The sequence below is a fragment of the Mangrovimicrobium sediminis genome (assembly GCF_004745945.1).
GTDB classification, from domain to species: domain Bacteria; phylum Pseudomonadota; class Gammaproteobacteria; order Pseudomonadales; family Halieaceae; genus Mangrovimicrobium; species Mangrovimicrobium sediminis.
The window spans coordinates 571,417-593,130 of sequence record NZ_SRLE01000006.1; the positions used below are offsets into that span (position 1 = coordinate 571,417).

24 protein-coding genes are annotated in these 21,714 nt (G+C 67.0%); 21 read left to right on the top strand and 3 right to left on the bottom strand.

Features of this window, described 5'->3' with window-relative positions:
• Positions 1-32: 32 nt before the first annotated feature.
• Together E4634_RS09385 and E4634_RS09390 are read right to left on the bottom strand one after the other, a co-directional pair.
• Positions 33-617, bottom strand: coding sequence for an FMN-binding negative transcriptional regulator (locus E4634_RS09385; protein WP_135443150.1), 585 nt, complete (start codon positions 615-617; stop codon positions 33-35).
• 7 nt (positions 618-624) lie between these two features.
• The gene (locus E4634_RS09390) at positions 625-990 is read right to left on the bottom strand and encodes a VOC family protein (RefSeq protein ID WP_135443152.1); all 366 of its coding nucleotides are present in this window, start codon (positions 988-990) and stop codon (positions 625-627) included.
• Between the two features lie 345 nt (positions 991-1,335).
• Between E4634_RS09390 and E4634_RS09395 the strand changes: the two genes are divergently transcribed.
• The 21 genes from E4634_RS09395 (at position 1,336) to hypF (ending at position 21,305) form a co-directional block, all read left to right on the top strand.
• On the top strand, positions 1,336-2,415 hold the full coding sequence (locus E4634_RS09395) for a hydrogenase small subunit (RefSeq protein ID WP_276606622.1): 1,080 nt from the start codon (positions 1,336-1,338) through the stop codon (positions 2,413-2,415).
• Positions 2,412-4,211 (top strand): nickel-dependent hydrogenase large subunit, encoded by a 1,800-nt coding sequence (locus E4634_RS09400; RefSeq protein ID WP_135443154.1) that lies wholly within the window; start codon positions 2,412-2,414, stop codon positions 4,209-4,211. The genes E4634_RS09395 and E4634_RS09400 overlap by 4 nt, the downstream gene beginning before the upstream one ends.
• A gap of 14 nt (positions 4,212-4,225) precedes the next feature.
• Positions 4,226-4,453 (top strand): hypothetical protein, encoded by a 228-nt coding sequence (locus E4634_RS09405; RefSeq protein ID WP_135443156.1) that lies wholly within the window; start codon positions 4,226-4,228, stop codon positions 4,451-4,453.
• Positions 4,454-4,465: 12 nt separating this feature from the next.
• Positions 4,466-5,149, top strand: a complete 684-nt coding sequence (cybH, locus tag E4634_RS09410) for a Ni/Fe-hydrogenase, b-type cytochrome subunit (protein ID WP_135443158.1) — start codon at positions 4,466-4,468, stop codon at positions 5,147-5,149.
• 345 nt (positions 5,150-5,494) lie between these two features.
• Positions 5,495-6,208, top strand: a complete 714-nt coding sequence (locus tag E4634_RS09415) for a HyaD/HybD family hydrogenase maturation endopeptidase (protein ID WP_135443160.1) — start codon at positions 5,495-5,497, stop codon at positions 6,206-6,208.
• Positions 6,209-6,213: 5 nt separating this feature from the next.
• Positions 6,214-6,537: a HypC/HybG/HupF family hydrogenase formation chaperone gene (locus tag E4634_RS09420; protein WP_135443162.1), complete on the top strand. Its 324-nt coding sequence runs from the start codon at positions 6,214-6,216 to the stop codon at positions 6,535-6,537.
• 29 nt (positions 6,538-6,566) lie between these two features.
• Positions 6,567-6,962 (top strand): thioredoxin domain-containing protein, encoded by a 396-nt coding sequence (locus E4634_RS09425; protein ID WP_135443163.1) that lies wholly within the window; start codon positions 6,567-6,569, stop codon positions 6,960-6,962.
• Positions 6,963-7,003: 41 nt separating this feature from the next.
• On the top strand, positions 7,004-7,879 hold the full coding sequence (locus E4634_RS09430; RefSeq protein ID WP_206046837.1) for a hydrogenase expression/formation protein: 876 nt from the start codon (positions 7,004-7,006) through the stop codon (positions 7,877-7,879).
• Positions 7,876-8,103: a rubredoxin gene (locus E4634_RS09435; RefSeq protein ID WP_135443165.1), complete on the top strand. Its 228-nt coding sequence runs from the start codon at positions 7,876-7,878 to the stop codon at positions 8,101-8,103. The genes E4634_RS09430 and E4634_RS09435 overlap by 4 nt, the downstream gene beginning before the upstream one ends.
• Positions 8,100-8,711, top strand: a complete 612-nt coding sequence (hybE, locus tag E4634_RS09440) for a [NiFe]-hydrogenase assembly chaperone HybE (protein WP_206046838.1) — start codon at positions 8,100-8,102, stop codon at positions 8,709-8,711. The genes E4634_RS09435 and hybE overlap by 4 nt, the downstream gene beginning before the upstream one ends.
• Positions 8,708-9,910 carry a nickel-dependent hydrogenase large subunit gene (locus E4634_RS09445; protein ID WP_135443167.1) on the top strand — a complete coding sequence of 401 codons (1,203 nt, stop codon included), beginning with the start codon at positions 8,708-8,710 and terminating at the stop codon, positions 9,908-9,910. The genes hybE and E4634_RS09445 overlap by 4 nt, the downstream gene beginning before the upstream one ends.
• Positions 9,903-10,244: a hydrogenase maturation nickel metallochaperone HypA gene (gene hypA, locus E4634_RS09450; RefSeq protein WP_135443169.1), complete on the top strand. Its 342-nt coding sequence runs from the start codon at positions 9,903-9,905 to the stop codon at positions 10,242-10,244. Before E4634_RS09445 ends, hypA begins: the two co-directional genes overlap by 8 nt.
• On the top strand, positions 10,244-11,185 hold the full coding sequence (hypB, locus tag E4634_RS09455) for a hydrogenase nickel incorporation protein HypB (protein ID WP_135443171.1): 942 nt from the start codon (positions 10,244-10,246) through the stop codon (positions 11,183-11,185). The genes hypA and hypB overlap by 1 nt, the downstream gene beginning before the upstream one ends.
• 10 nt (positions 11,186-11,195) lie before the next feature.
• A complete protein-coding gene (locus E4634_RS09460; RefSeq protein WP_135443172.1) occupies positions 11,196-11,432 on the top strand; it encodes a HypC/HybG/HupF family hydrogenase formation chaperone in 237 nt (78 codons plus the stop codon).
• Positions 11,429-12,583 carry a hydrogenase formation protein HypD gene (gene hypD, locus E4634_RS09465; RefSeq protein WP_135443174.1) on the top strand — a complete coding sequence of 385 codons (1,155 nt, stop codon included), beginning with the start codon at positions 11,429-11,431 and terminating at the stop codon, positions 12,581-12,583. Before E4634_RS09460 ends, hypD begins: the two co-directional genes overlap by 4 nt.
• The gene (hypE, locus tag E4634_RS09470; RefSeq protein ID WP_135443176.1) at positions 12,580-13,629 is read left to right on the top strand and encodes a hydrogenase expression/formation protein HypE; all 1,050 of its coding nucleotides are present in this window, start codon (positions 12,580-12,582) and stop codon (positions 13,627-13,629) included. Before hypD ends, hypE begins: the two co-directional genes overlap by 4 nt.
• A gap of 27 nt (positions 13,630-13,656) precedes the next feature.
• A complete protein-coding gene (locus E4634_RS09475) occupies positions 13,657-15,138 on the top strand; it encodes a sigma-54-dependent transcriptional regulator (protein WP_206046839.1) in 1,482 nt (493 codons plus the stop codon).
• Positions 15,135-16,466 carry an ATP-binding protein gene (locus E4634_RS09480; RefSeq protein ID WP_206046840.1) on the top strand — a complete coding sequence of 444 codons (1,332 nt, stop codon included), beginning with the start codon at positions 15,135-15,137 and terminating at the stop codon, positions 16,464-16,466. The genes E4634_RS09475 and E4634_RS09480 overlap by 4 nt, the downstream gene beginning before the upstream one ends.
• A 9-nt stretch (positions 16,467-16,475) precedes the next feature.
• On the top strand, positions 16,476-17,486 hold the full coding sequence (locus E4634_RS09485; RefSeq protein ID WP_206046841.1) for an NADH-quinone oxidoreductase subunit B family protein: 1,011 nt from the start codon (positions 16,476-16,478) through the stop codon (positions 17,484-17,486).
• Entirely contained in the window at positions 17,479-18,960 is a 1,482-nt protein-coding gene (locus E4634_RS09490) for a nickel-dependent hydrogenase large subunit (RefSeq protein WP_135443180.1), read from the top strand. The genes E4634_RS09485 and E4634_RS09490 overlap by 8 nt, the downstream gene beginning before the upstream one ends.
• Positions 18,945-21,305 carry a carbamoyltransferase HypF gene (gene hypF / locus E4634_RS09495; RefSeq protein WP_206046842.1) on the top strand — a complete coding sequence of 787 codons (2,361 nt, stop codon included), beginning with the start codon at positions 18,945-18,947 and terminating at the stop codon, positions 21,303-21,305. The genes E4634_RS09490 and hypF overlap by 16 nt, the downstream gene beginning before the upstream one ends.
• Before the next feature lie 32 nt (positions 21,306-21,337).
• Here hypF and E4634_RS09500 read toward each other — a convergent pair whose 3' ends face one another.
• The gene (locus E4634_RS09500) at positions 21,338-21,625 is read right to left on the bottom strand and encodes an encapsulin-associated ferritin-like protein (RefSeq protein ID WP_135443182.1); all 288 of its coding nucleotides are present in this window, start codon (positions 21,623-21,625) and stop codon (positions 21,338-21,340) included.
• Positions 21,626-21,714 lie beyond the last annotated feature (89 nt).

Here is a 21,714-nt window from a genome sequence, read left to right on the forward strand (position 1 = left end):
CGCCTACCCCCCCATTACCCGGGCCGGACAGTTCACCGGTCGACTTTGCGCATGGCCTGCGCCAGTTCCTGCGAACCTCGCCGCTCCAGTTGTTCGATCACCGCCGCGCGGTCCTCCGCACTGCGGTTCTGGCTGAGCTTGTATTTGCCTTCGAGCACCTCGATGTGGATCTCGATACCGACGATCTGCGTCAGCATCAACGGACCATAGTCGGGCTTCCAGGGTTCGGGCTCCGCGGCCTCGTACTTGCGCGCCAGCGTATCCACCAGTTCACCCAGACGGTCGCTGTCACGAAAAACCCGGGCGGGGCCGCGGGCGTGTACGGCCTGGTAATTCCAGGTGGGCACTCCCGGTGCGCGATACCATGCCGGTGAGATGTAGCCGTGAGCACCCTGGAACACGACCAGCACCTGCTGCCCGTCGATCTCCTCATGCTGAGGATTCTGCAGGGCGACGTGGGTCAGCAGTCTTTCACCGCCCGGCGCCAGCAGGAACGGCAGGTGGCTGGCATAGGGATGACCCTGGACCTGGGAGACCAGCAGGCCAAACGCACTGGCCTCGATGAACGCGCGCAACTCGCGCGTGTCGCGAACGGCGAAGGCCTCCGGAACATACACCGGTGCGTCAGCCGTCCGCGTCGCGGTCGGACCACACCGCAAGTTCGTTGCCGCCGGGTTCGACGAAGTGGAAGCGGCGGCCGCCGGGAAAACTGAAAATCTCCCGCACGACGCGGCCGCCAGCGGCGGTCACCGCCGCCTCGCTGCCCTCCAATGCTGCGCTGTAGAACACCAGCAAGGGCGCGCCGCCATCGGCAGTGGCCGGCGCCGCGCCGCGGAACAGGCCGCCGTCCAGGCCCTCGCCGCTGAAAGCGGTGTAGTCCGGGCCGTAGTCGACGAAGTTCCAGCCGAAGGCGGCGTGGAAAAACGCCTTGCTCGCGGCCAGGTCAGGGGTGCGGAATTCGACGTAGTCCAGCTTGTGGTGTTCGGGCACTTCGGTCTCCACGCCGCTCGTGACGGCCTCGGGTTAACCGGCGGCGCAGGGTTTGCGCAGTTCGCCGGGGCAGCAGAACTCTAGCAGACACTGGATATTTGTACAGCTTATCGCCTGGCGTACACGACCACCCAAACTGGCAAGCAGGTTTCCACCTCCCCGCAGGCGCTAGCAAGCTAGTTGTCACAGCACCCGCCACCCAATCCCGCGAGACATACATAAATGACTGAATATCATGAATTTATTGTGAAGGGTACGGTTCTTGCGATAACCACCGGCAGAAGTCCGCGAAGAATAAATGCAGTAACGGGTCCGAGCCCACTACCGCCATGGGGAAACCTGCCAATGATTGAAACCTTTTATGACGTGATGCGGCGCCAGGGGATCTCCCGCCGCAGCTTTGTGAAGTTCTGCAGCCTGACTGCCTCCGCCCTGGGCCTGGGCCCCGCGGTGGTGCCGCAGATCGTGCACGCGATGGAGACCAAGCCGCGCATCCCGGTGCTCTGGCTCCACGGACTCGAATGCACCTGCTGCTCGGAATCCTTCATCCGCTCGGCGCACCCGCTGGCCAAGGACGTGGTGCTGTCGATGATCTCGCTGGACTACGACGACACCCTGATGGCCGCCGCCGGCCACCAGGCCGAGGCGATCATCGAGGAGACCATCGAGAAGTACGATGGCAACTACATCCTCGCCGTCGAGGGCAACCCGCCGCTCAACGAGGATGGCATGTTCTGCATCATCGGCGGCAAGCCGTTCACCGAACAGCTGCTGCACGCCGCCGAGCACTGCAAGGCGATCATCTCCTGGGGCTCCTGCGCCTCCTGGGGCTGCGTGCAGGCGGCGCGCCCCAACCCGACCCAGGCCACCCCCATCCACAAGGTGCCGGGCATTCCCGCCAAGCCGATCATCAAGGTGCCGGGCTGCCCGCCCATCGCCGAGGTGATGACCGCGGTCATCACCTACATGCTGACCTTCGAGCAGATTCCCGCCCTGGACCGCCAGGGCCGGCCAAAGATGTTCTATAGCCAGCGCGTGCACGACAAGTGCTACCGCCGCCCGCACTTCGATGCCGGCCAGTTCGTCGAGAGCTTCGACGACGAGGGCGCGCGCCGCGGCTACTGCCTGTACAAGATGGGCTGCAAGGGGCCGACCACCTACAACGCCTGCTCCACCATCCGCTGGAACGGCGGCCTGTCCTTCCCCATCCAGGCCGGCCACCCGTGTATCGGCTGCTCCGAGGACGGCTTCTGGGACAAGGGCTCGTTCTACCAGCACACCACGGACACCCACCAGTTCGGTGTCGAGGCGAACGCCGACAAGGTGGGCCTCGCCGCAGCCGGTATTGTCGGCGGCGCCATCGCCGCACACGCCGCGGTCAGCGCACTGAAGAGCGCGCGCAAGCAAGGAGGTGACAATCAATGAGCACGTTTACCACTCCCACCGGTTTCCAGATGGACAACTCGGGCAAGCGCGTGGTCGTCGACCCGGTGACCCGCATTGAAGGGCACATGCGCTGCGAGGTGAACGTCGACGACGACAACATCATCCGCAACGCGGTCTCCACCGGTACCATGTGGCGCGGCCTCGAGGTGATCCTCAAGGGCCGCGACCCGCGCGACGCCTGGGCCTTCGTACAGCGCATCTGCGGCGTGTGCACCGGCACCCACGCGCTGACCTCGGTGCGCTGCGTGGAGGATGCCCTGGGCATCCAGATCCCGGAGAATGCCAACTCCATCCGCAACATCATGCAGCTCACCCTGCAGGTGCACGACCACCTGGTGCACTTCTACCACCTGCACGCGCTGGACTGGGTGAACCCGGTCAACGCCCTGAAGGCGGACCCGAAAGCCACCTCCGAACTGCAGCAGATGGTCGCGCCGAATCACCCGAAATCCTCGCCGGGCTATTTCCGCGACATCCAGAACCGGCTGAAGAAATTCGTCGAGAGCGGCCAGCTCGGCCCGTTCAAGAACGGCTACTGGACCAACCCCGCCTACCTGCTGCCGCCGGAAGCGGACCTGATGGCGGTGACCCACTACCTGGAGGCGCTGGATTTCCAGAAAGAGATCATGAAGATCCGCACCATCTTCGGCGGCAAGGACCCGCACCCGAACTGGATGGTGGGCGGCGTGCCCTGCGCGATCAACATGAACGACGACATGGCCGCCGGCGCGCCGCTGAACATGGTTACCCTGAACCAGATCTCGTCGATCATCGACCAGACCCGCGACTTCGTGAAGAACGTCTACATCCCGGATATCCTCGCGGTTGGCCAGTTCTACAAGGGCTGGCTGTACGGCGGCGGGCTTTCCGGCATCAACGTGCTGGCCTACGGCGACATCCCGGACCGCGCCAACGACTACTCCCCCGGCAACCTGATGATGCCCCACGGCGCAATCATCAACGGCAACCTCAAGGAAGTGCACCCGGTCGATTTGCGCAACCCGGACGAGATCCAGGAATTCGTGCCGCACTCCTGGTACCAGTACCCGGACGAGGCGCGCGGCCTGCACCCCTGGGACGGCATCACCGAACCGAAGTACGAACTGGGCCCCAACACCAAGGGCACGCGCACCAACATCCAGGAGATCGACGAGGGCGCCAAGTACTCGTGGATCAAGGCGCCGCGCTGGAACGGCCACGCCATGGAGGTCGGCCCGCTGGCGCGCTACGTGGTGGGCTATGCCAACGGCCACGAGTACATCACCGAACAAATCAACTTCGTGCTCAAGACCCTGGACGTGCCGGTCTCCGCCCTGTTCTCCACCCTCGGCCGCACCGCGGCACGGGCGCTGGAGGCGGACTGGGCCGGCGACCAGATGCGCTACTTCATGGACAAGCTGATGGCCAACATCAAGGCCGGCGACATCAGCACCGCCAATACCGACAACTGGAACCCGGCAACCTGGCCGCAGAGCGTCAAGGGCGTGGGCTTCTCCGAGGCCCCGCGCGGCGCCCTCGGCCACTGGATCCAGATCAAGGACACCAAGATCGATAACTACCAGTGCATCGTGCCGACCACCTGGAACGGCTCCCCGCGCGACAGCCAGGGCGGCATTGGCGCCTTCGAGGCCTCGCTGATGAACACCAAGGTCGAGCGCAAGGAAGAGCCGGTCGAGATCCTGCGCACCCTGCACAGCTTTGACCCCTGCCTGGCCTGCTCCACGCACGTCATGGGCGAGGACGGCAAAGAGCTGGCCACCGTCAAAGTCCGCTAACCGGGAGAAGCAACATGAAACTGATCAAAGCTGTTACCACCGGCTTCGCCGCCACCCTGGCGAGCCGCGGCTTCGCCCACGACGGCGATCACGGCAGCGGGCTGGCCACCAACCTGTGGCACGTGCTCACCGAGCCCGAGCACCGCTTCGCCCTGCTGGCGCTGGGCGTCACCCTGGCCGCCGCGCTGGCCGTGCGCCACAGCATCGTGCGCGCCCGGGCGCGGCGCGAGGAAACCCACTAGGGGAGACAGGCCATGGAACTCACACAGAAACAGACCGCGGTTTACGTCTACGAAGCCCCGGTGCGCCTGTGGCACTGGGTGAATGCCCTGTGCATCGTGGTTCTCAGCGTCACCGGCTACCTCATCGCCAATCCCCTGCCCACCCTCCCCGGCGAGGCCAGTGACTGGTTTGTGATGGGCTATATCCGCTTCGCCCACTTCGCCGCGGCCTACATCTTCACCGTCGGGTTTATCGGCCGCGTGTACTGGTCCTTCGTCGGCAACCGCTATTCGCGGGAGATCTTCCACCTCAACCTGTTCAACCGGGAGTACTGGAAAGAACTCGTGCACGAGATGCGCTGGTATGCCTTCCTGGCGAAGGAGCCGAAGAAGTATGTGGGCCACAACCCGCTGGCGGCGATCTTCATGGTCGGCATTGTGGTGATCGGCAGCCTGGCGATGATGCTCACCGGCTTCGCCCTGTACGCCGAGCAATCCGGCCCCGGCAGCTGGCAGGACACCCTGTTCGGCTGGCTGATCCCACTGGTCGGGCAGAGCCAGGACGTGCGCATGTGGCACCACTGGGGCATGTGGATCATCACCATCTTCGCGATCATCCACATCTACGCCGCGGTCCGCGAGGACATCATGTCCCGGCAGAGCCTGGTCAGCACCATGATCAGCGGCTGGCGCATGTTCAAGGACGACCGCGACTGAGCGCCCCTGCGGCGGGCGTGCGCAGCGCGCGTCCCGCCGGCTACCTCCTCTCCACTTTGCTTAATTCCTTTCCATTCATAGGGACTTTCCACCCGACCTTGGTCGCATATACTGGATACTTACTATCCACTAAATTTCCATGATGGAAGCACGCTAACCCTCCAATCCCGTGCCAGCCTGGAGGCCAGATAATTTATTGATTTATTTCAATAGGTTATAGCATTAGAAGAGATTGGCACAGGCATTGCCATGGGATTGGTAGCAAACCTGACACGCTCCGGGGCACCGGGCGCATGGACAAGGGCCGCCGGGAGCGGCTGATAACAACAGCGCTGGCTATGGGACATGACTGACACCACATCGCCCAAGGTACTGATCCTGGGAATCGGCAACCTGCTGTGGGCCGACGAGGGCTTCGGCGTGCGCGCCGTGGAGACCCTGCAGCGCGAGTACCGCTTCGCGGGCGACGTCACCCTGCTGGACGGCGGCACCCAGGGCATCTACCTGGTGCAGTACATCCGCGACGCGGACATCCTGGTGGTGTTCGACGCGGTGGACTACGGCCTGCCCGGGGGCACCCTGAAGCTGATTGAGGGCGATGAAGTACCCAAGTTTCTCGGCGCCAAGAAGGTCAGCCTGCACCAGACCGGCTTCCAGGAAGTCCTCGCGCTGGCGGAAATGATGGGCGACTACCCCCGCGAACTGCTGCTGGTCGGTGTACAACCGGTGGCGATCGAGGATTTCGGCGGCAGCCTGCGGCCCGAGGTCAAGGCGCAGCTCCCCGCCGCCCTGGACGCCGCCCTCGACTACCTGGCGCAGCGCGGTATTCGCGCGCAGCGTCGGGAAGCACCGCTGCCGGCGAACGTGGACGCCGCCGGCGCCATTGCCGACATGACCCTCTACGAGAACGAGCGGCCCGCCGAGGAGCAGGCCTGCCGCACCGGAGACGCCCGCGTGCTCAACTCCAGCGACTACCAGGTCGAGTACCGCCCGGCGGATATCGACGGCGTGAGCGTGGCGCTGGACCAGCACCTCGACGGCTATCGCGAGCGGGGTTGAGGCGCATGTGCATCGGTATTCCCATGCAGGTCATCGAGAGCGCGGCCATCCAGGCGCGCTGCCGGGCAGCGGACGGCAGGGAGGTCGATATCGACATGCTGCTGGTGGGTGAACAGCCCGCCGGGACGTGGCTGATGACCTTCCTGGATACCGCCCGCGAAGTGATCAGCGACCAGCGCGCGCTGGAGATCCAGCAGGCGCTGGACGGCCTGCAGGCGGCGTTGCGCGGCGAGAGCTTCGACCACCTGTTCGCCGACCTGGTCGACCGCGAGCCGCAATTACCCGAATTCCTGCGCGACCCCGCGCCGGCCACCGACACACCGTCCTGAGCCTGCGACCAGGCCAGCGAGGAGCACGCATGCCATCACCCATCGTCGAAAACATGCTGGAAAGACACGGCTATCCACGCCTGGACGAGGCCGCGCTGGCGCCCTTCCTCGCCGCCCACCCACGCGCCGTGCTGTTCTTCTGCGCCGAGCCGCAGAAGTACCCGGAGAGCAACGACGTGGCCATGGTGCTGCCGGAACTGGTGAAGGAGTTCGACGGCCTGGCGGCGGCCATCGTCGCCGCGGATTTCGAGCAGGCGCTGCAGGCGCGCTTCGATTTCACCGTGTGGCCGGCGCTCGCGTTCTTCAACGAGGGCAACTACTGCGGCGCCATCACCGGCATCCAGAACTGGGAGGACTACCTGCAGCGTATTCCCGCCCTCCTCGACGCCGCCGACGGCGGCATGATTCCCGCCGTCAACGTCTAGGTCCGCAGCCAGGTCCCGGAGCCACCACCAGGAGAGCAGCCGTGAGCAACAACGACTCCATCATCTTTACCGACGCCGCCGCGGTAGCCGGGCCGGGCAGCCAGCCGGCGGAAACCGACGGCGCCGAACTCGACATCCTGCAACTGCCGTCCGGGATGGACACCTACAACGCCCCCATCCTGCCCGAGCCGGAAGATGTCGCGCACCTGGTCGGCGCCACGCAACGCCTGGCCGAATTGCAGCGGCGCATGTGCAACTGGAGCCCCGGGGCCGCGAGCCTCAACATCGAGGTGCAGGACCTGGACGCCGCCAATCGCGAGCTGGTCGACCAGGTGCTCGGCGAGGGCGAGGTCAGCATCCTGTTCGACGGCGAGGACCGCGTGCGCATCCAGGAGAGCGTGCTCACCGGCGTCTGGCGCATCCAGCAGGTGGGCGAGAGCGGTGCGCTGCTGCGCGACCTGATCCAGGTCGCACCGATACCCGACCTGGTGCGCGACGCCACTTTCGCCGGCGCCGCAACGGCTGCCGCGGAAAGCGGTGAAGCGCTGCCCGAGGGCGTGTGCAACGCGCCGCCGCTGATCGCCGAGATCAATGAAAAGGCCGCGCAGTTCCGGCCCGGCGACACCCCGCACACCATCAACCTCACGTTGCTGCCGCAGACCGAGCAGGACCTGGAGTTCCTCGACCAGCGCCTGGGCGCCGGGCGCACCACGATCCTCTCGCGCGGCTACGGCAACTGCCGCATTACCAGCACGGGCACCCGCAACGTCTGGTGGGTGCGCTACTTCAATTCCCAGGACAAGAACATCCTCAACTCCCTGGAGATCTGCGCCGTCCCCGAGGTGGCCTGCGCCGCGCCGGAGGACATCGCCGACAGCGCCGAGCGCCTGCAGGAGATCCTGGAGATCTACCTGTGAGGGAGGATATTTTCTTCAGCGGCTCCTACGGCGGCGACAACAGCAAGCTGCGCGACGACAGCAAGCTGGAGTGCAAGATCTGCTGGTACGTCTACGACCCGGCGGCCGGCGACGACTACTGGCACGTGGCACCCGGCACACCGTTTTCCCAACTTCCCGCGCAATGGACCTGCCCGGAATGCGATGGCAACAAGGATGATTTTCTGCTCGTGGACACCCCGTGAACGCCGCCGCCAGCGCCCCGCAGACCCTGGCGCAATGGCAGGAGACCCTGGAGTCGACCTTCACGTCGATCCAGCTCACGCGCATGCGCGGCGTGCCGGTCATCCACCCGGAACTGTCGGTGAGCGCGGAGCATTTCACCCGCTGGCAGGACTATTACCTCGGCGTGCTGGTCACTCCCTGGTTCATGAACCTGGTGCTGCTGCCCGCCAGCGATGCGACACGGGAGGCGTTCGCCGCGCGCAAGGTCGGCTCCAAGCAAAGCCACGTGTTTCCCGCCGGGGGCTACGAATTCATCGTCGGCGAAGAGCCGGCCCTCGGCCACTACCAGGCCTGCTCGCTGTTCTCGCCGATGTTCGAGTTCCGCGACCAGGCGGCGGCGCTGGATACCGCCGCGGCGGTGCTGGCCGAACTGATGAACGACGCCAACTGCGAGCAACTGGATGCGGGGGGCAACCCGCTGGCTGTGGAACCGGCGGCGCCAGCCGCAGCGCCCACGCCAGAGGTCGACCAGACACCGCCGGCGACAACCGCCACAGCGGCAACCGAACCGCCTGCCCAACCCGCCGGCCTCAGCCGGCGGCAGCTGTTTACCGGGGGCCGCCGGTGAACGGCCTGCCACCCCCGGAGGGAAAACTGGATATCGCCATCTACCTGGCCGCCGGCAACGATGACGCGCACGGGGTGGACATCCACTCCACGCGGCCGGTACATATCGCGCAGATGTTCGTCGGCAAGAGCGTGACCGAGACCCTGACCCTCACCCGCGCCCTGTTCCACGTGTGCACCCGCGCCCAGCTCAGTGCGAGCGTGCAGGCGGTGGAGAGCGCCCGCGGGGTGGCGGTGGCGCCGGGTATCGCCGCGCGCCGCCAGGCCCTGGTCGACATGGAGACCCTGCGCGAGCACCTGTGGCGGCTATACCTGGACTGGCCGGGCTATACCGGCGCCGAGCGCGACCACGACGCCCTGGCGCAGGCGATGCAGCTACAGCAGCGTTTCGACAAAGCCCTCGCCAACGGCCAGGACCTGTTCCTGCCCGGGGCCAGCGGCGGCGCGGCCGACCACGCCGCGGCACAGGCGGTGCTCGACGACATGGCCACACTGATCGAACGCACCGCACTCGGCGAATCGCGTGCGGCCTGGCAATCGCTGGAAAGTTACGAGGCGCTGCAGGCCTGGTCCGGCAATAACACCGGCAGTATCGCCGGCCTGCTGCGACACCTGGCACGCCGCGACTGGAACGCCAGCGCCGCGCTGGAAACCATCGCCCTGCCCGCGCTGGATGCGCTGCAGGCGCGCGAGCTGGCGGCGCAGATGCACTACCTGGATTTTGTCACCCGTCCGACATGGCAGGGCCGGCACTGCGAAACCAGCAGCCTCTCGCGCAGCCGGTCCCCACTGGTCGGCGACATCCAGCGCCGTTTCGGCGCCGGCCTGCTGGCGCGCGCCGTCGCCCTGGTCAGCGAGGCTGTGAGCCTGCTCGATACCCTGCGCCGGCGGCTGGCCAATGAGGTGACCCCGGCCACCTTGCGCGGCAGTGGCAGCGAACCCGGGGTGGGCTGGGTGGAGGCTGCGCGCGGCTGCCTGGTGCACACGGTGGAACTGGCCGGCGACACCATCACCGACTACCGCATCCTCGCGCCCACCGAATGGAACTTCCATCCCGGCGGGGTGCTCAGCCAGGCCCTGTCGCGGCTGCGCGGCGACGCCGGCGCGATACGCGAACAGGCCGCCATGCTGATCGAACTGATGGACCCGTGCATCGGCTACACGTTGAGCCTGCACGGGCCGGGACGCCAGCATGCATGAGATGTCCCTGTGCGAGGGCATCCTGCAGGTGTTGGAGAGCAACGCCGCCAGCCAGGGTTACCGGCGGGTGAAGACCGTGTGGCTGGAGATCGGCCAGCTGGCCGGGGTGGAACAGGCGGCGCTGCGCTTTTGCTTCGACGCGGTGACCCGCGGCACGGTGGCGGACAGCGCGGCGCTGGAAATTATCGACGTGCCCGCGCAGGCCTGGTGCATGCCCTGCGCGCGGCAGGTGAACATAGAGCAGCGTTTCGACGCCTGCCCGGACTGCGGCAGCTACCAGTTGCAGGTCTCTGGCGGCGAGGAAATGAAAATCAAGGAACTGGAGGTGGAATAATGTGTACTGTCTGCGGTTGCGCCGAGGGCGAGACGAAAATCGAAGGGCACGACCATGGCCACAGCCATGACCACGGGCATGACCACCAACATGACCACGGCCACGGGCACAGCCATGACCACAGCCACGATCATGTGCATGCACACGACCATTCGCACGAGCACTCTCACGAACACGCGCACGACCACGCGCACGACCACGAGCACCCGCGCAGCCACGACCACCACGACTACGGCACCGGCCCCGCCCACGCCCACGCGCCGGGCATGAGCCAGGCGCGCATGGTGCAGATCGAGCAGGACATCCTGTTCAAGAACAACGGTTACGCGGCGCGCAACCGCGACTGGTTCACCGAGAACCGCATCCTCGCGCTCAACCTGGTCTCCAGCCCCGGCTCGGGCAAGACCACCCTGCTCACCCGCAGCATCGAGGACCTGTGCAGCGAGGTGCCCATCGCCGTCATCGAGGGCGACCAGCAGACCGCCAACGACGCCGAGCGCATCCGCGCCACCGGCGTGCGCGCGCTGCAGATCAACACCGGCAAGGGCTGCCACCTGGACGGGCACATGGTCGGCCACGCGCTGGAATCCCTGCAGCCGGAGCCGGACAGCATCCTGTTCATCGAGAACGTCGGCAACCTGGTCTGCCCGGCGAGTTTCGACCTGGGCGAGGCGCACAAAGTGGCCATCCTCTCGGTCACCGAGGGCGAGGACAAACCGCTCAAGTACCCGGACATGTTCCACGCCGCGGACGTCATGCTGCTGAACAAGGTCGACCTGCTGCCCTACCTGCAGTTCGACGTCGGCGCCTGTATCGCCAATGCGCGGCGGGTGAACCCGCGGATCAAGGTGATGCAGGTCTCCGCCACCACCGGCGAGGGCATGGCGCAGTGGTACCAGTGGCTGCGCGCCTCGCGCCAGCTCGCCGCCATCGGCCAGTGAGGGCGACACCATGTGCCTGGCCATTCCCGGAGAGATCCTCAGCATCGACAGCGACGCCGACACCGCGGTAGTCGCGGTGGGTGAGGTGAGCAAGAGCGTATCGCTGGCGCTGGTCGGCGAGGTCGCGGTGGGCGACTACGTGCTGGTGCACGTGGGCTACGCCCTGGAGCGCCTGGACCCGGCCGAGGCGGAAAAAACCCTGGCGCTGTTCGCCGAGATGGGCGGGCAGGCGGAGGCGGCACCGTGAAGTACATCGAGGAGTTTCGCGAGCAGGGCCTGGCGCGCAATATCGCCGCCAACATCGCGGCGGAAGTAGACCCCGGCCGCGAGTATCGCCTCATGGAGTTCTGCGGCGGCCACACCCACGCGATCTTCCGCTACGGCGTGCAGGACCTGATGCCCGGCAATGTCGGCTTCATCCACGGCCCCGGCTGCCCGGTCTGCGTACTGCCCATGGCGCGCATCGACCTCGCCATCCGCCTGCTGCGCGAGGAGAACGTCATCCTGTGCATCTACGCCGACCTGCTGCGGGTACCCGCCAGCGGCCGCCAGAGCCTGATGAAGGTTAAGGCCGAGGGCGCCGACGTGCGCATGGTCTACTCCACCCAGGACGCGCTGAAGATCGCCCGCGAAAATCCCGGCCGCGAAGTGGTGTTCTTCGCCATCGGCTTCGAGACCACCACCCCGCCCACCGCCGTGGCCATCCGCCAGGCGCGCGCGGAAAACCTCGGCAACTTCTCGGTGTTCTGCAATCACGTGCTCACCCCCGCCGCGATGACCGGCCTGCTCGACGCGCCCCGGGCGGCGGGCGAGGAGCCGGTGCAGATCGACGGTTTCCTCGGCCCGTCGCACGTCAGCTCGATCATCGGCAGCCGGCCCTACGAGTTCGTGCCCGAGCGCTACGGCAAGCCCGTCGTGATCGCCGGCTTCGAGCCGCTGGACGTGATGCAGGCGACACTCATGCTCATCCGCCAGCTCAACGAGGGCCGCTGCGAGGTGGAAAACGAATACACCCGGGTGGTCTCCCGCGAGGGCAACCGCAAGGCCTGCGACCTGGTCGAGCAGGTCTTCGAGGTGCGCGAGCAGTTCGAGTGGCGCGGGCTGGGACACATCGCCCACAGCGCTTTGCGCATCCGCCCGGAGTACGCGGACCTCGACGCCGAGCGGCGCTTCGCCGCGCTGGCCGATGCCGACGCGCTGATTGCCGCCGACAACAAAGCCTGCGAGTGCCCGAGCATCCTGCGCGGCGCGAAGAAACCGGTGGACTGCAAGCTGTTCGGCAACGGCTGCACGCCGGAGACCCCGATGGGCTCGTGCATGGTGTCCTCCGAGGGCGCCTGCGCGGCTTACTGGAGTTACGGCCGCTTCCGCCAGGACGCACAGGCGGCCAGCGCATGACCAGCGTGGAAAAACGCTTCCCCGGCCGCCTGCCCATCCGCGATGGCAAGGTGGACATGAGCCACGGCAGCGGCGGCCGCGCCTCCGCGCAGCTCATCGAGGAATTGTTCCTGCGCCACCTGGACAACGACCTGCTGCGCCGCGGCGACGACAGCGCGCAGTTCGGCGTGCCCGCCGGGCGCATGGTGATGAGCACCGACTGCCACGTGATCTCGCCGCTGTTTTTCCCCGGCGGCGACATCGGCGCCCTCGCCGTGCACGGCACCCTCAACGACGTCGCCATGTCCGGCGCCACACCGCTGTACCTGGCCGCCGGGTTTATCCTGGAAGAGGGCTTCCCGCTGGCCGACCTCGAGCGCATCGTCGCCGGCATGGCCGCGGCCGCCACCGCCGCCGGCGTGCCGGTAGTCACTGGCGACACCAAGGTGGTGGAAAAGGGCAAGGGCGACGGCGTGTTCATCACCACCACCGGTATCGGCATGGTGCCGCCGGGGGTCGAGATTGCCGGCGATCGCGCCCGCCCCGGCGACGCGATACTGGTCAGCGGCACCATCGGCGACCACGGCGTGGCCATCATGTCCTCGCGCGAGAACCTCGAGTTCGACACGACGATCACCTCGGACTCGGCCGCGCTGCACACCTTGGTGGCGCAGGTCCTGGGCGCCGCGCCAGATATCCACTGCCTGCGCGACCCGACGCGCGGCGGACTGGCCACCACGCTCAACGAACTGGCGCGCCAGTCGCGGGTCGGCATGCGCATCCGCGAGTCCGGGATACCGGTGCGCGGCGCAGTGAAGTCCGCCTGCGAACTGCTCGGACTGGACCCGCTGTACGTGGCCAACGAGGGCAAGCTGGTGTGTATCTGCCCGGCGCCGCAGGCCGCTGCGGCGCTGGCGGCGATGCGCGCCCACCCGCTGGGCGGCGAGGCCGCGGTGATCGGCGAGGTGGTCGAGGACCCGCACCACTTCGTACAAATGGAAACCACGTTCGGAGGCCAGCGCATCGTCGACTGGCTTGCCGGCGAACAGCTGCCGCGCATCTGCTGACGGTCGCCGGGGAGGAAACTGACACGCATGTCCACACTACCCACCATCCTGGTCGTCGACGACGAGGTGCGCAGCCTGGAAACGCTGCAGCGTACCCTGGACGATGACTTCGACGTCAAGACCGCCGCGACCATCGGCGAGGCCGAGCGCATCCTCGAGCACGAGTGGGTGCAGGTGATTCTCTGCGACCAGCGCATGCCGGAGATGACCGGCGTCGAGTTCCTGCAGCACGTGCGCGAGAAATGGCCGGACGTCATCCGCATGGTCATCTCCGGCTATACCGACGCCACCGACATCATCAGCGCGGTGAACGACGCCGGCATCTACCAGTACATCACCAAGCCGTGGCAACCGGACCACCTGCTGCTGACCCTGAAGAACGCCACTTCCATGTTCGAACTGCAGCGGCAGAACGAGGCGCTGTCCATCGAGCTGAAGATGATGCCGGGGCAGGTCAACGCCTCGCTCAGCGACAAGCGCGAGCAACTGCGCCGCAACTACGACCACGACGACGGCATCGTGCGCAGCCCGGGCAGCCCGATGAACGGGGTCTGCGAACATATCCGCCAGGTCGCGCCCTACGACGTCTCCGTGCTGATCATGGGCGAGTCCGGCACCGGCAAGGAGCTGGGCGCGCGCGCCCTGCACTACAACAGCCTGCGCTGGGACAAACCCTTCGTGGTGGAGAACTGCGGCGCCCTGCCCGACGAACTGCTGGAGAGCGAGCTGTTCGGCTACAAGCGCGGCGCCTTTACCGGCGCGGTGGAGGACCGCATAGGCCTGTTCGAGCGCGCCAACGGCGGCACCGTGTTCCTCGACGAGATCGGTGAGGTCTCCCCCGCCTTCCAGGTGAAACTGCTGCGCGTGCTGCAGGAGGGCGAGATCCGCCCGCTGGGCAGCAGCCGCACGCGCAATGTCGACGTGCGCATCATCGCTGCCACCAACAAGGACCTCGAGGAAGAGGTCAACGCCGGGCGCTTCCGCGAGGACCTCTACTACCGCCTGGCCACGGTCACGGTCAACATGCCGGCCCTGCGCCAGCGGCGCCAGGATATCCCCGAACTGGCCGTCGCCCTGCTGGAGAAAACCATGCAGCACCTGGGCAAGCAGGTGCAGGGTTTCACCAACGAGGCGCTGGCCTGCATGCAGGACTATCACTGGCCGGGCAACGTGCGCGAACTGCAGAACGAGGTCAGCCACATGCTGGTGACCTGCCGCGGCGACCAGTTGGGCGCAGACCTGCTCAGCGCCCGCGTGCTGCGCGCGGCGCCGCGGCAGGAGTCGCCGCTGATGGAATCCCTGGCGGAGATCGACGGCTCCCTGAAGGATCGCGTCGAGGCACTGGAGGCGCGCATCATCAAGGAGACCCTGATCCGCCACCGCTGGAACAAGAGCCGCGCCGCCAACGAGCTGGGCCTGTCGCGGGTCGGGCTGCGCAACAAGCTGGAGCGCTACGGACTGGAGAAAGTCGAACAGCTGCGCAGCCCTGAGCGGGTGGCTGTCCAGTGAACGACGGGCTGCGCAAGGCCGATTCCGGCCTGCCGGGACTACCCGGCTCGCTCGAGGTACCGCCGCTGCCCGAAGTGGCGGAGAGTGCCTGGGTGGAGGTCATCCACAAGATGGAGGCGGTCTACGCCGACCTCGTGCAGCACCAGGTCGAACTCGAAATCAAGAACTCCGAGCTGGAGGAGACGCACAAGTTCGTCAACAGCGTGCTCTCGGCAATGACCGACGTGCTGCTGGCCTGCGACACCAATGGCACCATCGAACAGGTGAACGCCGCGCTGGAGCAGCTCACCGGCAAACCCGCCGACGCGTTCCTGCTGGAGCCCCTGGCCAGCGTGTTCAGCGCCGAGTGCGCGGAAAAAGTTGCGCAGATCTCCCAGGTGCTGCGCCGCGAACTGGTCATCGATATCGAACTCAACGTGCGCTGCGCGGACAACAGCACCACCCCGCTGGCGCTGAACTGCTCGCCGCGCTACGACCACGACGGCCGCGTGGTCGGCATGGTGCTGATCGGCCGACCGGTGGGCGAGCTGCGCCGCGCCTACGACCAGCTCAAGCAGACCCAGCAGCAGCTGGTGCACTCGGAGAAGATGGCCTCCCTGGGCCGCCTGGTGGCCGGGGTCGCCCACGAACTCAACAACCCGATCAGCTTCGTGTTCGGCAACATGCACGTGCTCAAGCGCTACGGCTCGCGCATCACCCAGTACCTGCAGAAGGTCGAGGAAATGCACGGCGGCGAATCGCTGCGCGCGCTGCAGGACGAATACCGCATCGACCGCATCCTCGGCGACATGGAACCGCTGATCGACGGTACCCTGGAGGGCGCCGAGCGCATCAGCGAAATCGTCCAGGACCTGCGCCGCTACTCCGGCGGGCAGCGCGAACCGGCGGAGACGATCGACCTCACTGCCACCATCCACAAGGCGGTGGAGTGGGTGGTGCGCGCCAGCCGCATCCAGCCGGAAGTGGACTACGTACTGCCGGAAGAGCTGGAGTTGGAAACCCGCAAGGGCCAGGTGCACCAGATCCTGGTCAACCTGATCCAGAACGCGCTGGATGCCATGGGCGAGCGCGAGCAGCCGCGCCTGCTGTTGCGCTGCGAACAGCGTGAAGGCAAGTGCCAGGTGAGCGTGACCGACAACGGCCCCGGCATCGCCGACCACGACCTGCCGCATATCTTCGAACCGTTCTTCACCAACAAGCCCGTGGGCCAGGGCACCGGCCTCGGCCTGTACATCAGCTACGGGCTGGCCCAGGAACTGGGCGGTGACCTGACCGCGCGCAACGTGCCCGAGGCCGGCGCCTGTTTTACCCTTACCCTGCCCCTGTGACGAGGTCCCGTGTCTGACTTGACCAAGCTGTTGTGGCTGCAATCCGGGGGCTGTGGCGGCTGCTCCATGTCGCTGTTCGGCGCCGAGTCGCCCGACCTGCTCACCACCCTGCGCGCCGCCGGCATCGAGCTGCTGTGGCACCCTTCGCTCAGCGAGGCCAGTGGCCGCGACGTGCTGGACCTGCTGCAGTCGATCCTCGATGGCGACACGCGCCTGGACATCCTGTGCCTGGAGGGCTCGGTGATCCAGGGCCCCAACGGCAGTGGCGCCTTCCACCGCCTGGCCGGCTCCGACCGGCCGATGCGCGACTGGCTGTACGACCTGTGCCAGGTGGCGCGGCACGTGGTCGCCGTGGGCAACTGCGCCGCCTACGGCGGCATCACCGCCGCCGGTGGCAACCCCAGCGAGGCCTGTGGCCTGCAGTACGACGAGCAGCGCCCGGGCGGCCTGCTGGGTGCGGAGTTCGTCGATCGCACCGGCCTGCCCGTGGTCAACGTGGCCGGCTGCCCGACCCACCCGAACTGGGTGACCGACACCCTCACCCAGCTCGCCGCCGGCGAAATGGAGCGCGGCCACCTGGATGTGTTCGAGCGCCCGCGCAGCTACACCGACCACCTGGTGCACCACGGCTGCCCGCGCAATGAATACTACGAGTACAAGGCCAGCGCCGAGAAACCCTCGGACCTGGGCTGCATGATGGAGCACATGGGCTGCCTCGGCACCCAGGCCCACGCGGACTGCAACACGCGGCTGTGGAACGGGTCGGGCTCCTGCCTGCGCGGTGGCTACCCTTGCATCAACTGCACCGCGCCGGACTTCCACGAACCTGGGCACGCCTTCGCGCGCACGCCGAAGGTCGCCGGCATCCCGGTGGGCCTGCCCACCGACATGCCCAAGGCCTGGTTCGTCGCACTCTCTGCACTGGCCAAGGCGGCCACCCCCAACCGCCTGAAGAACAACGCGCTGATCGACCACATCCAGATACCGCCCAACATCCACGGGGACAAGAAACGTGAGTGACGCGACCCGCCGCATCGTCGGCCCCTTCAACCGTGTCGAGGGCGACCTGGAAGTGCAGCTTGAGGTCAGCGGTGACCGCGTCGAGCGCGCCTGGGTGGTGTCGCCCCTGTACCGCGGCTTCGAGCAGATCCTACGCGACAAGGACCCGCTGGACGCGCTGGTCTACGTGCCGCGCATCTGCGGCATCTGCTCGGTGGCACAGTCCGTGGCGGCGGCCCGCGCCCTGGCCAGCCTCGAGGGGCTGGCCGCCCCGCGCAACGGCGAGCTGGCCACCAACCTGGTGCTGGCCAACGAAAACGTCGCCGACCACCTCACCCACTTCTACCTGTTCTTCATGCCCGACTTCGCCCGCGAAACCTATGCGGGCGAAGCGTGGTATGGCGAGGCCGCCGCGCGCTTTCGCGCGGTGAGCGGCAGCGCTGCGGCGCAGGTGTTGCCGGCGCGGGCGGAGTTCCTGCACCTGATGGGGCTGCTCGCCGGCAAGTGGCCGCACAGCCTGGCGCTGCAACCCGGCGGCACCACCCGCAGCGTCGAGAGCGGCGACCGCGCGCGCGTGCTGGCGGTCCTGTTCGGCTTCCGCCAGTTCCTGGAGCGCTGCCTGTTCGGCGATGCGCTCGAGAATATCGTCGCGCTGGATTCGGCGCAGGCACTGGAGGACTGGTGTGCGCATCGCGCGCCCGTGCACAGTGATTTCCGCCATTTCCTGCACATCGCCGAACAGTTGCAACTGCAAAACCTGGGGCGCGCCCAGGACCGCTTCATGAGCTACGGCGTGTATCCCGCCGACGGCACGCCATTGTTTGCCCCCGGCGTATTCAGCCTGGACAACGGCACTACCCAGCCGCTGGAGCAATCCGCCATCCGCGAGGACAGTAGCCATACCTGGAATACCCAGGGCCTGGACGCGGCGCATCCCTACGACGGCGTAACGCAACCCAACCTGGACAACCAACAGGCCTACACCTGGTGCAAGTCACCGCGCCTCGGCGAGTCGCCGGTGGAGGTCGGCGCGCTGGCCCGGCAGGTGGTGAACGGGCACCCGTTGCTCCGCGACCTGGTGCAGCAAAGCGGCGGCAACGTGCGCAACCGCATTGTCGCGCGCCTGCTGGAAATCGCGCTGGTGGTGATCGCCATGGAGGGCTGGGCGCGGCAGCTGCGGCCCAAGGAACCCTTCTGCCACAGCGCCAACCCGCCGGACGAGGCGCGCGGCTACGGCATGATCGAAGCCGCCCGCGGCAGCCTGGGCCACTGGATCAGCGTGCAGCGCGGCAGGATCGCCAACTACCAGATCATCGCCCCGACCACCTGGAACTTCTCGCCGCGCGACATACGCGGCGCGCCCGGACCTCTGGAACTGGCGCTGCAGGGCGCACCACTGCGCGCCGACGAATCCGGCGGCGCGCGCCGCGACCCGGTCGCCGTCCAGCACATCGTGCGCTCCTTCGACCCGTGTATGGTATGCACGGTCCATTGACTACCAACGGCCAGCTGCGCGGCGAGCGCATCCGGATCCGCGGCACTGTGCAGGGCGTGGGCTTCCGTCCGCATGTCTGGCGCCTGGCGCGCTCCGCGGGGATCACCGGCGATATCTGCAACGACAACGAGGGTGTACTGATCAACGCCTGGGGCGATAGCCAGGCGCTGGAGGAATTCGTCGAGGAAATCGAAACGCGCAAGCCGCCGCTGGCGGTAATCGAAAGCGTCGAGCGACAACCGCAGCCCAATGACATTGATGCGCCGGGCAACTTCAGTATTCTCGACAGCGGGGCGGGCGCGCCGCTCACCGCGGTGGCCGCCGACGCCGCCAGCTGCCACCAGTGCCTGGCGGAAGCGCGCAACCCGCGCAACCGGCGCGCCGGCTACCCGTTCACCAACTGTACCCACTGCGGGCCTCGCTACTCGATCATTCGCGCGATTCCCTACGACCGCGCCAATACCAGCATGGCTCCCTTCGCCATGTGTACGAACTGCCTGGCGGAGTACTACGAGCCGGAGGACCGCCGCTTCCACGCCCAGCCCAACGCCTGCCCCGATTGCGGGCCACAGCTGTGGCTGGAGGATGTCGATGGCAACGCGGTTGGCGAACTGCGCAACGCCGATGCCCTGGCGCGCGCCGCCGCGCTCATCGCATCGGGACACATCGTGGCGGTAAAGGGCATGGGGGGCGTACACCTGGCCGTCGATGCCTGCAACGCGCAGGCCGTCGACACCCTGCGCGAACGCAAGCGGCGCTACCGCAAACCCCTGGCCCTGATGGCCAGGGATATCGCCGAGGTGCGCCGCTACGCCTATCTGGACTGGACGGAGGCCAAAGCGCTGCACTCCCCCGCCGCCCCCATCGTCATCCTGCGGCGGCGCGATGCGCACGACGACCTCGCCCCGGGTATCGCCCCCGGGCAGGACCAGCTCGGTTTCATGCTGCCCTACACCCCGCTACACCTGGAGCTGATGCGCCACCTGCGCGGCCCCATCGTACTCACCTCGGGCAACCTGAGCGAGGAACCCCAGTGCACTGACAACACGGACGCGCGGGAACGGCTCGCCGGCATCGCCGATTACCTGTTGTTGCACGACCGCGACATCGTCAACCGGGTGGATGACTCCGTGGTGCGGGTGACCGCAGGCCACCTGCGCACGCTGCGCCGTGCCCGCGGTTTCGCCCCCGGCCAGCTCGCCCTGCCTCCGGGATTCGAGGGGGCAGACGGCGTACTGGCAACCGGCGCCGACCTGAAGAACACCTTCTGCCTGTTGAAAGACGGCTACGCCATACTCTCGCCGCACATGGGTGACCTCGAGGACGCCCCCACGCAAGTCGACTACCGGCGCGCGATCGCCCTGCACCGGCAACTGTATGCGATGGAGCCGCAGTTGCTGGCCGCCGACATGCACCCGGACTATCACTCCAGCCACTACGCCCGTGAACTGGCCGCGAGCGCCGACCTGCCCTGCGCGGAAATCCAGCACCACCACGCCCATATCGCGGCTGTGCTCGGCGAACACGGCCTGCCCCGCGACAGCGCGCCGGTCCTGGGTATCGCCCTGGACGGACTCGGCTACGGCGACGACGGGGGCATATGGGGCGGCGAGTTCCTGCTCGCGGATTACGCACAATCACAGCGCATCGGCCGGTTCCGGCCGGTGCCCATGCTCGGTGGCAACCTCGCCATGCGCGAACCCTGGCGCTGCGCCCTCGCCCACCTGTGGTCCGTCGACGACTGGGAGAGCCTGGCCGGGCGCCACGCGGCACTCGAGTGCATCGCGTTCCTGCGCGAGAAGCCGCTGGACACCCTGCGCCAGGTCGCGGCGAAAGGCATCAACAGCCCGCCGAGTTCTTCAGCGGGACGGCTGTTCGACGCGGCTGCTGCATTGCTGGGCTTGCACCGGGAAGAACAGGCCTACGAGGGTGAGGCGGCGATGGCACTGGAAGCCATGGCGCTGCGCGCAGTTGACGGCGTTGAGCAGGCCTACCCCTTTGAGTTGCGCGAGGCGCAGGCACTGGTAGAGATCGACTGGTCGACTGTGTGGCCGGCGCTACTGGAAGACCTCGCGGCGCAGGTTCCCGGCGAGACCATCGCCGCGCGGTTCCACACCACGGTTGCAACGGCGGTAGCGGAGCTGGCGCAGCGGTTGATGCTCCAGCACCAGTTGAAGACCGTGGCCCTGTCGGGCGGCGTGCTGCAGAACAGCCTGCTGGCAAGCCAGCTGCAGGCGCGACTCGCGGCGCAGGGGCACCGGGTGCTGATGCCGGAGCAGATCCCCTGTAATGACGGTGGTATCGCCCTGGGCCAGGCGCTGGTGGCCTGGGCGCAACAGGGCTAGCGTGGGTCGCGCGACGGGTTCCGCGCCATGCGTTACTTGTGGGCGATGGGCTTGTCGGTGAACAGGTAGTCCTTCAGTTCCTTGTCGAAGATGGCGTCCTTGCGGCGGATCCACTCCATCACCATGGCCGCGTGCTCTTTTTCCTCGTCGCGGTTGTGGATCAGGATAGCCTTCAGCTCTTCATCCTTGCAGGCATCCACCCGCTGGTTGTACCAGTCCACCGCTTCGAGCTCTTCCATGAGGGAAACGATGGCACGGTGCATGTCGCGGGTCTCGTCGCTGAGTTCCTCGATGGGTTCGTGATAACCTTCGCTGGCCATTTTTGCTCCTCTGGTTTGTTCAGTTGATGGGTTGTGTGACTGCGATGATTATCGCATGTTTGCGCGACCTGCGTGTGCCGGCGACTCGC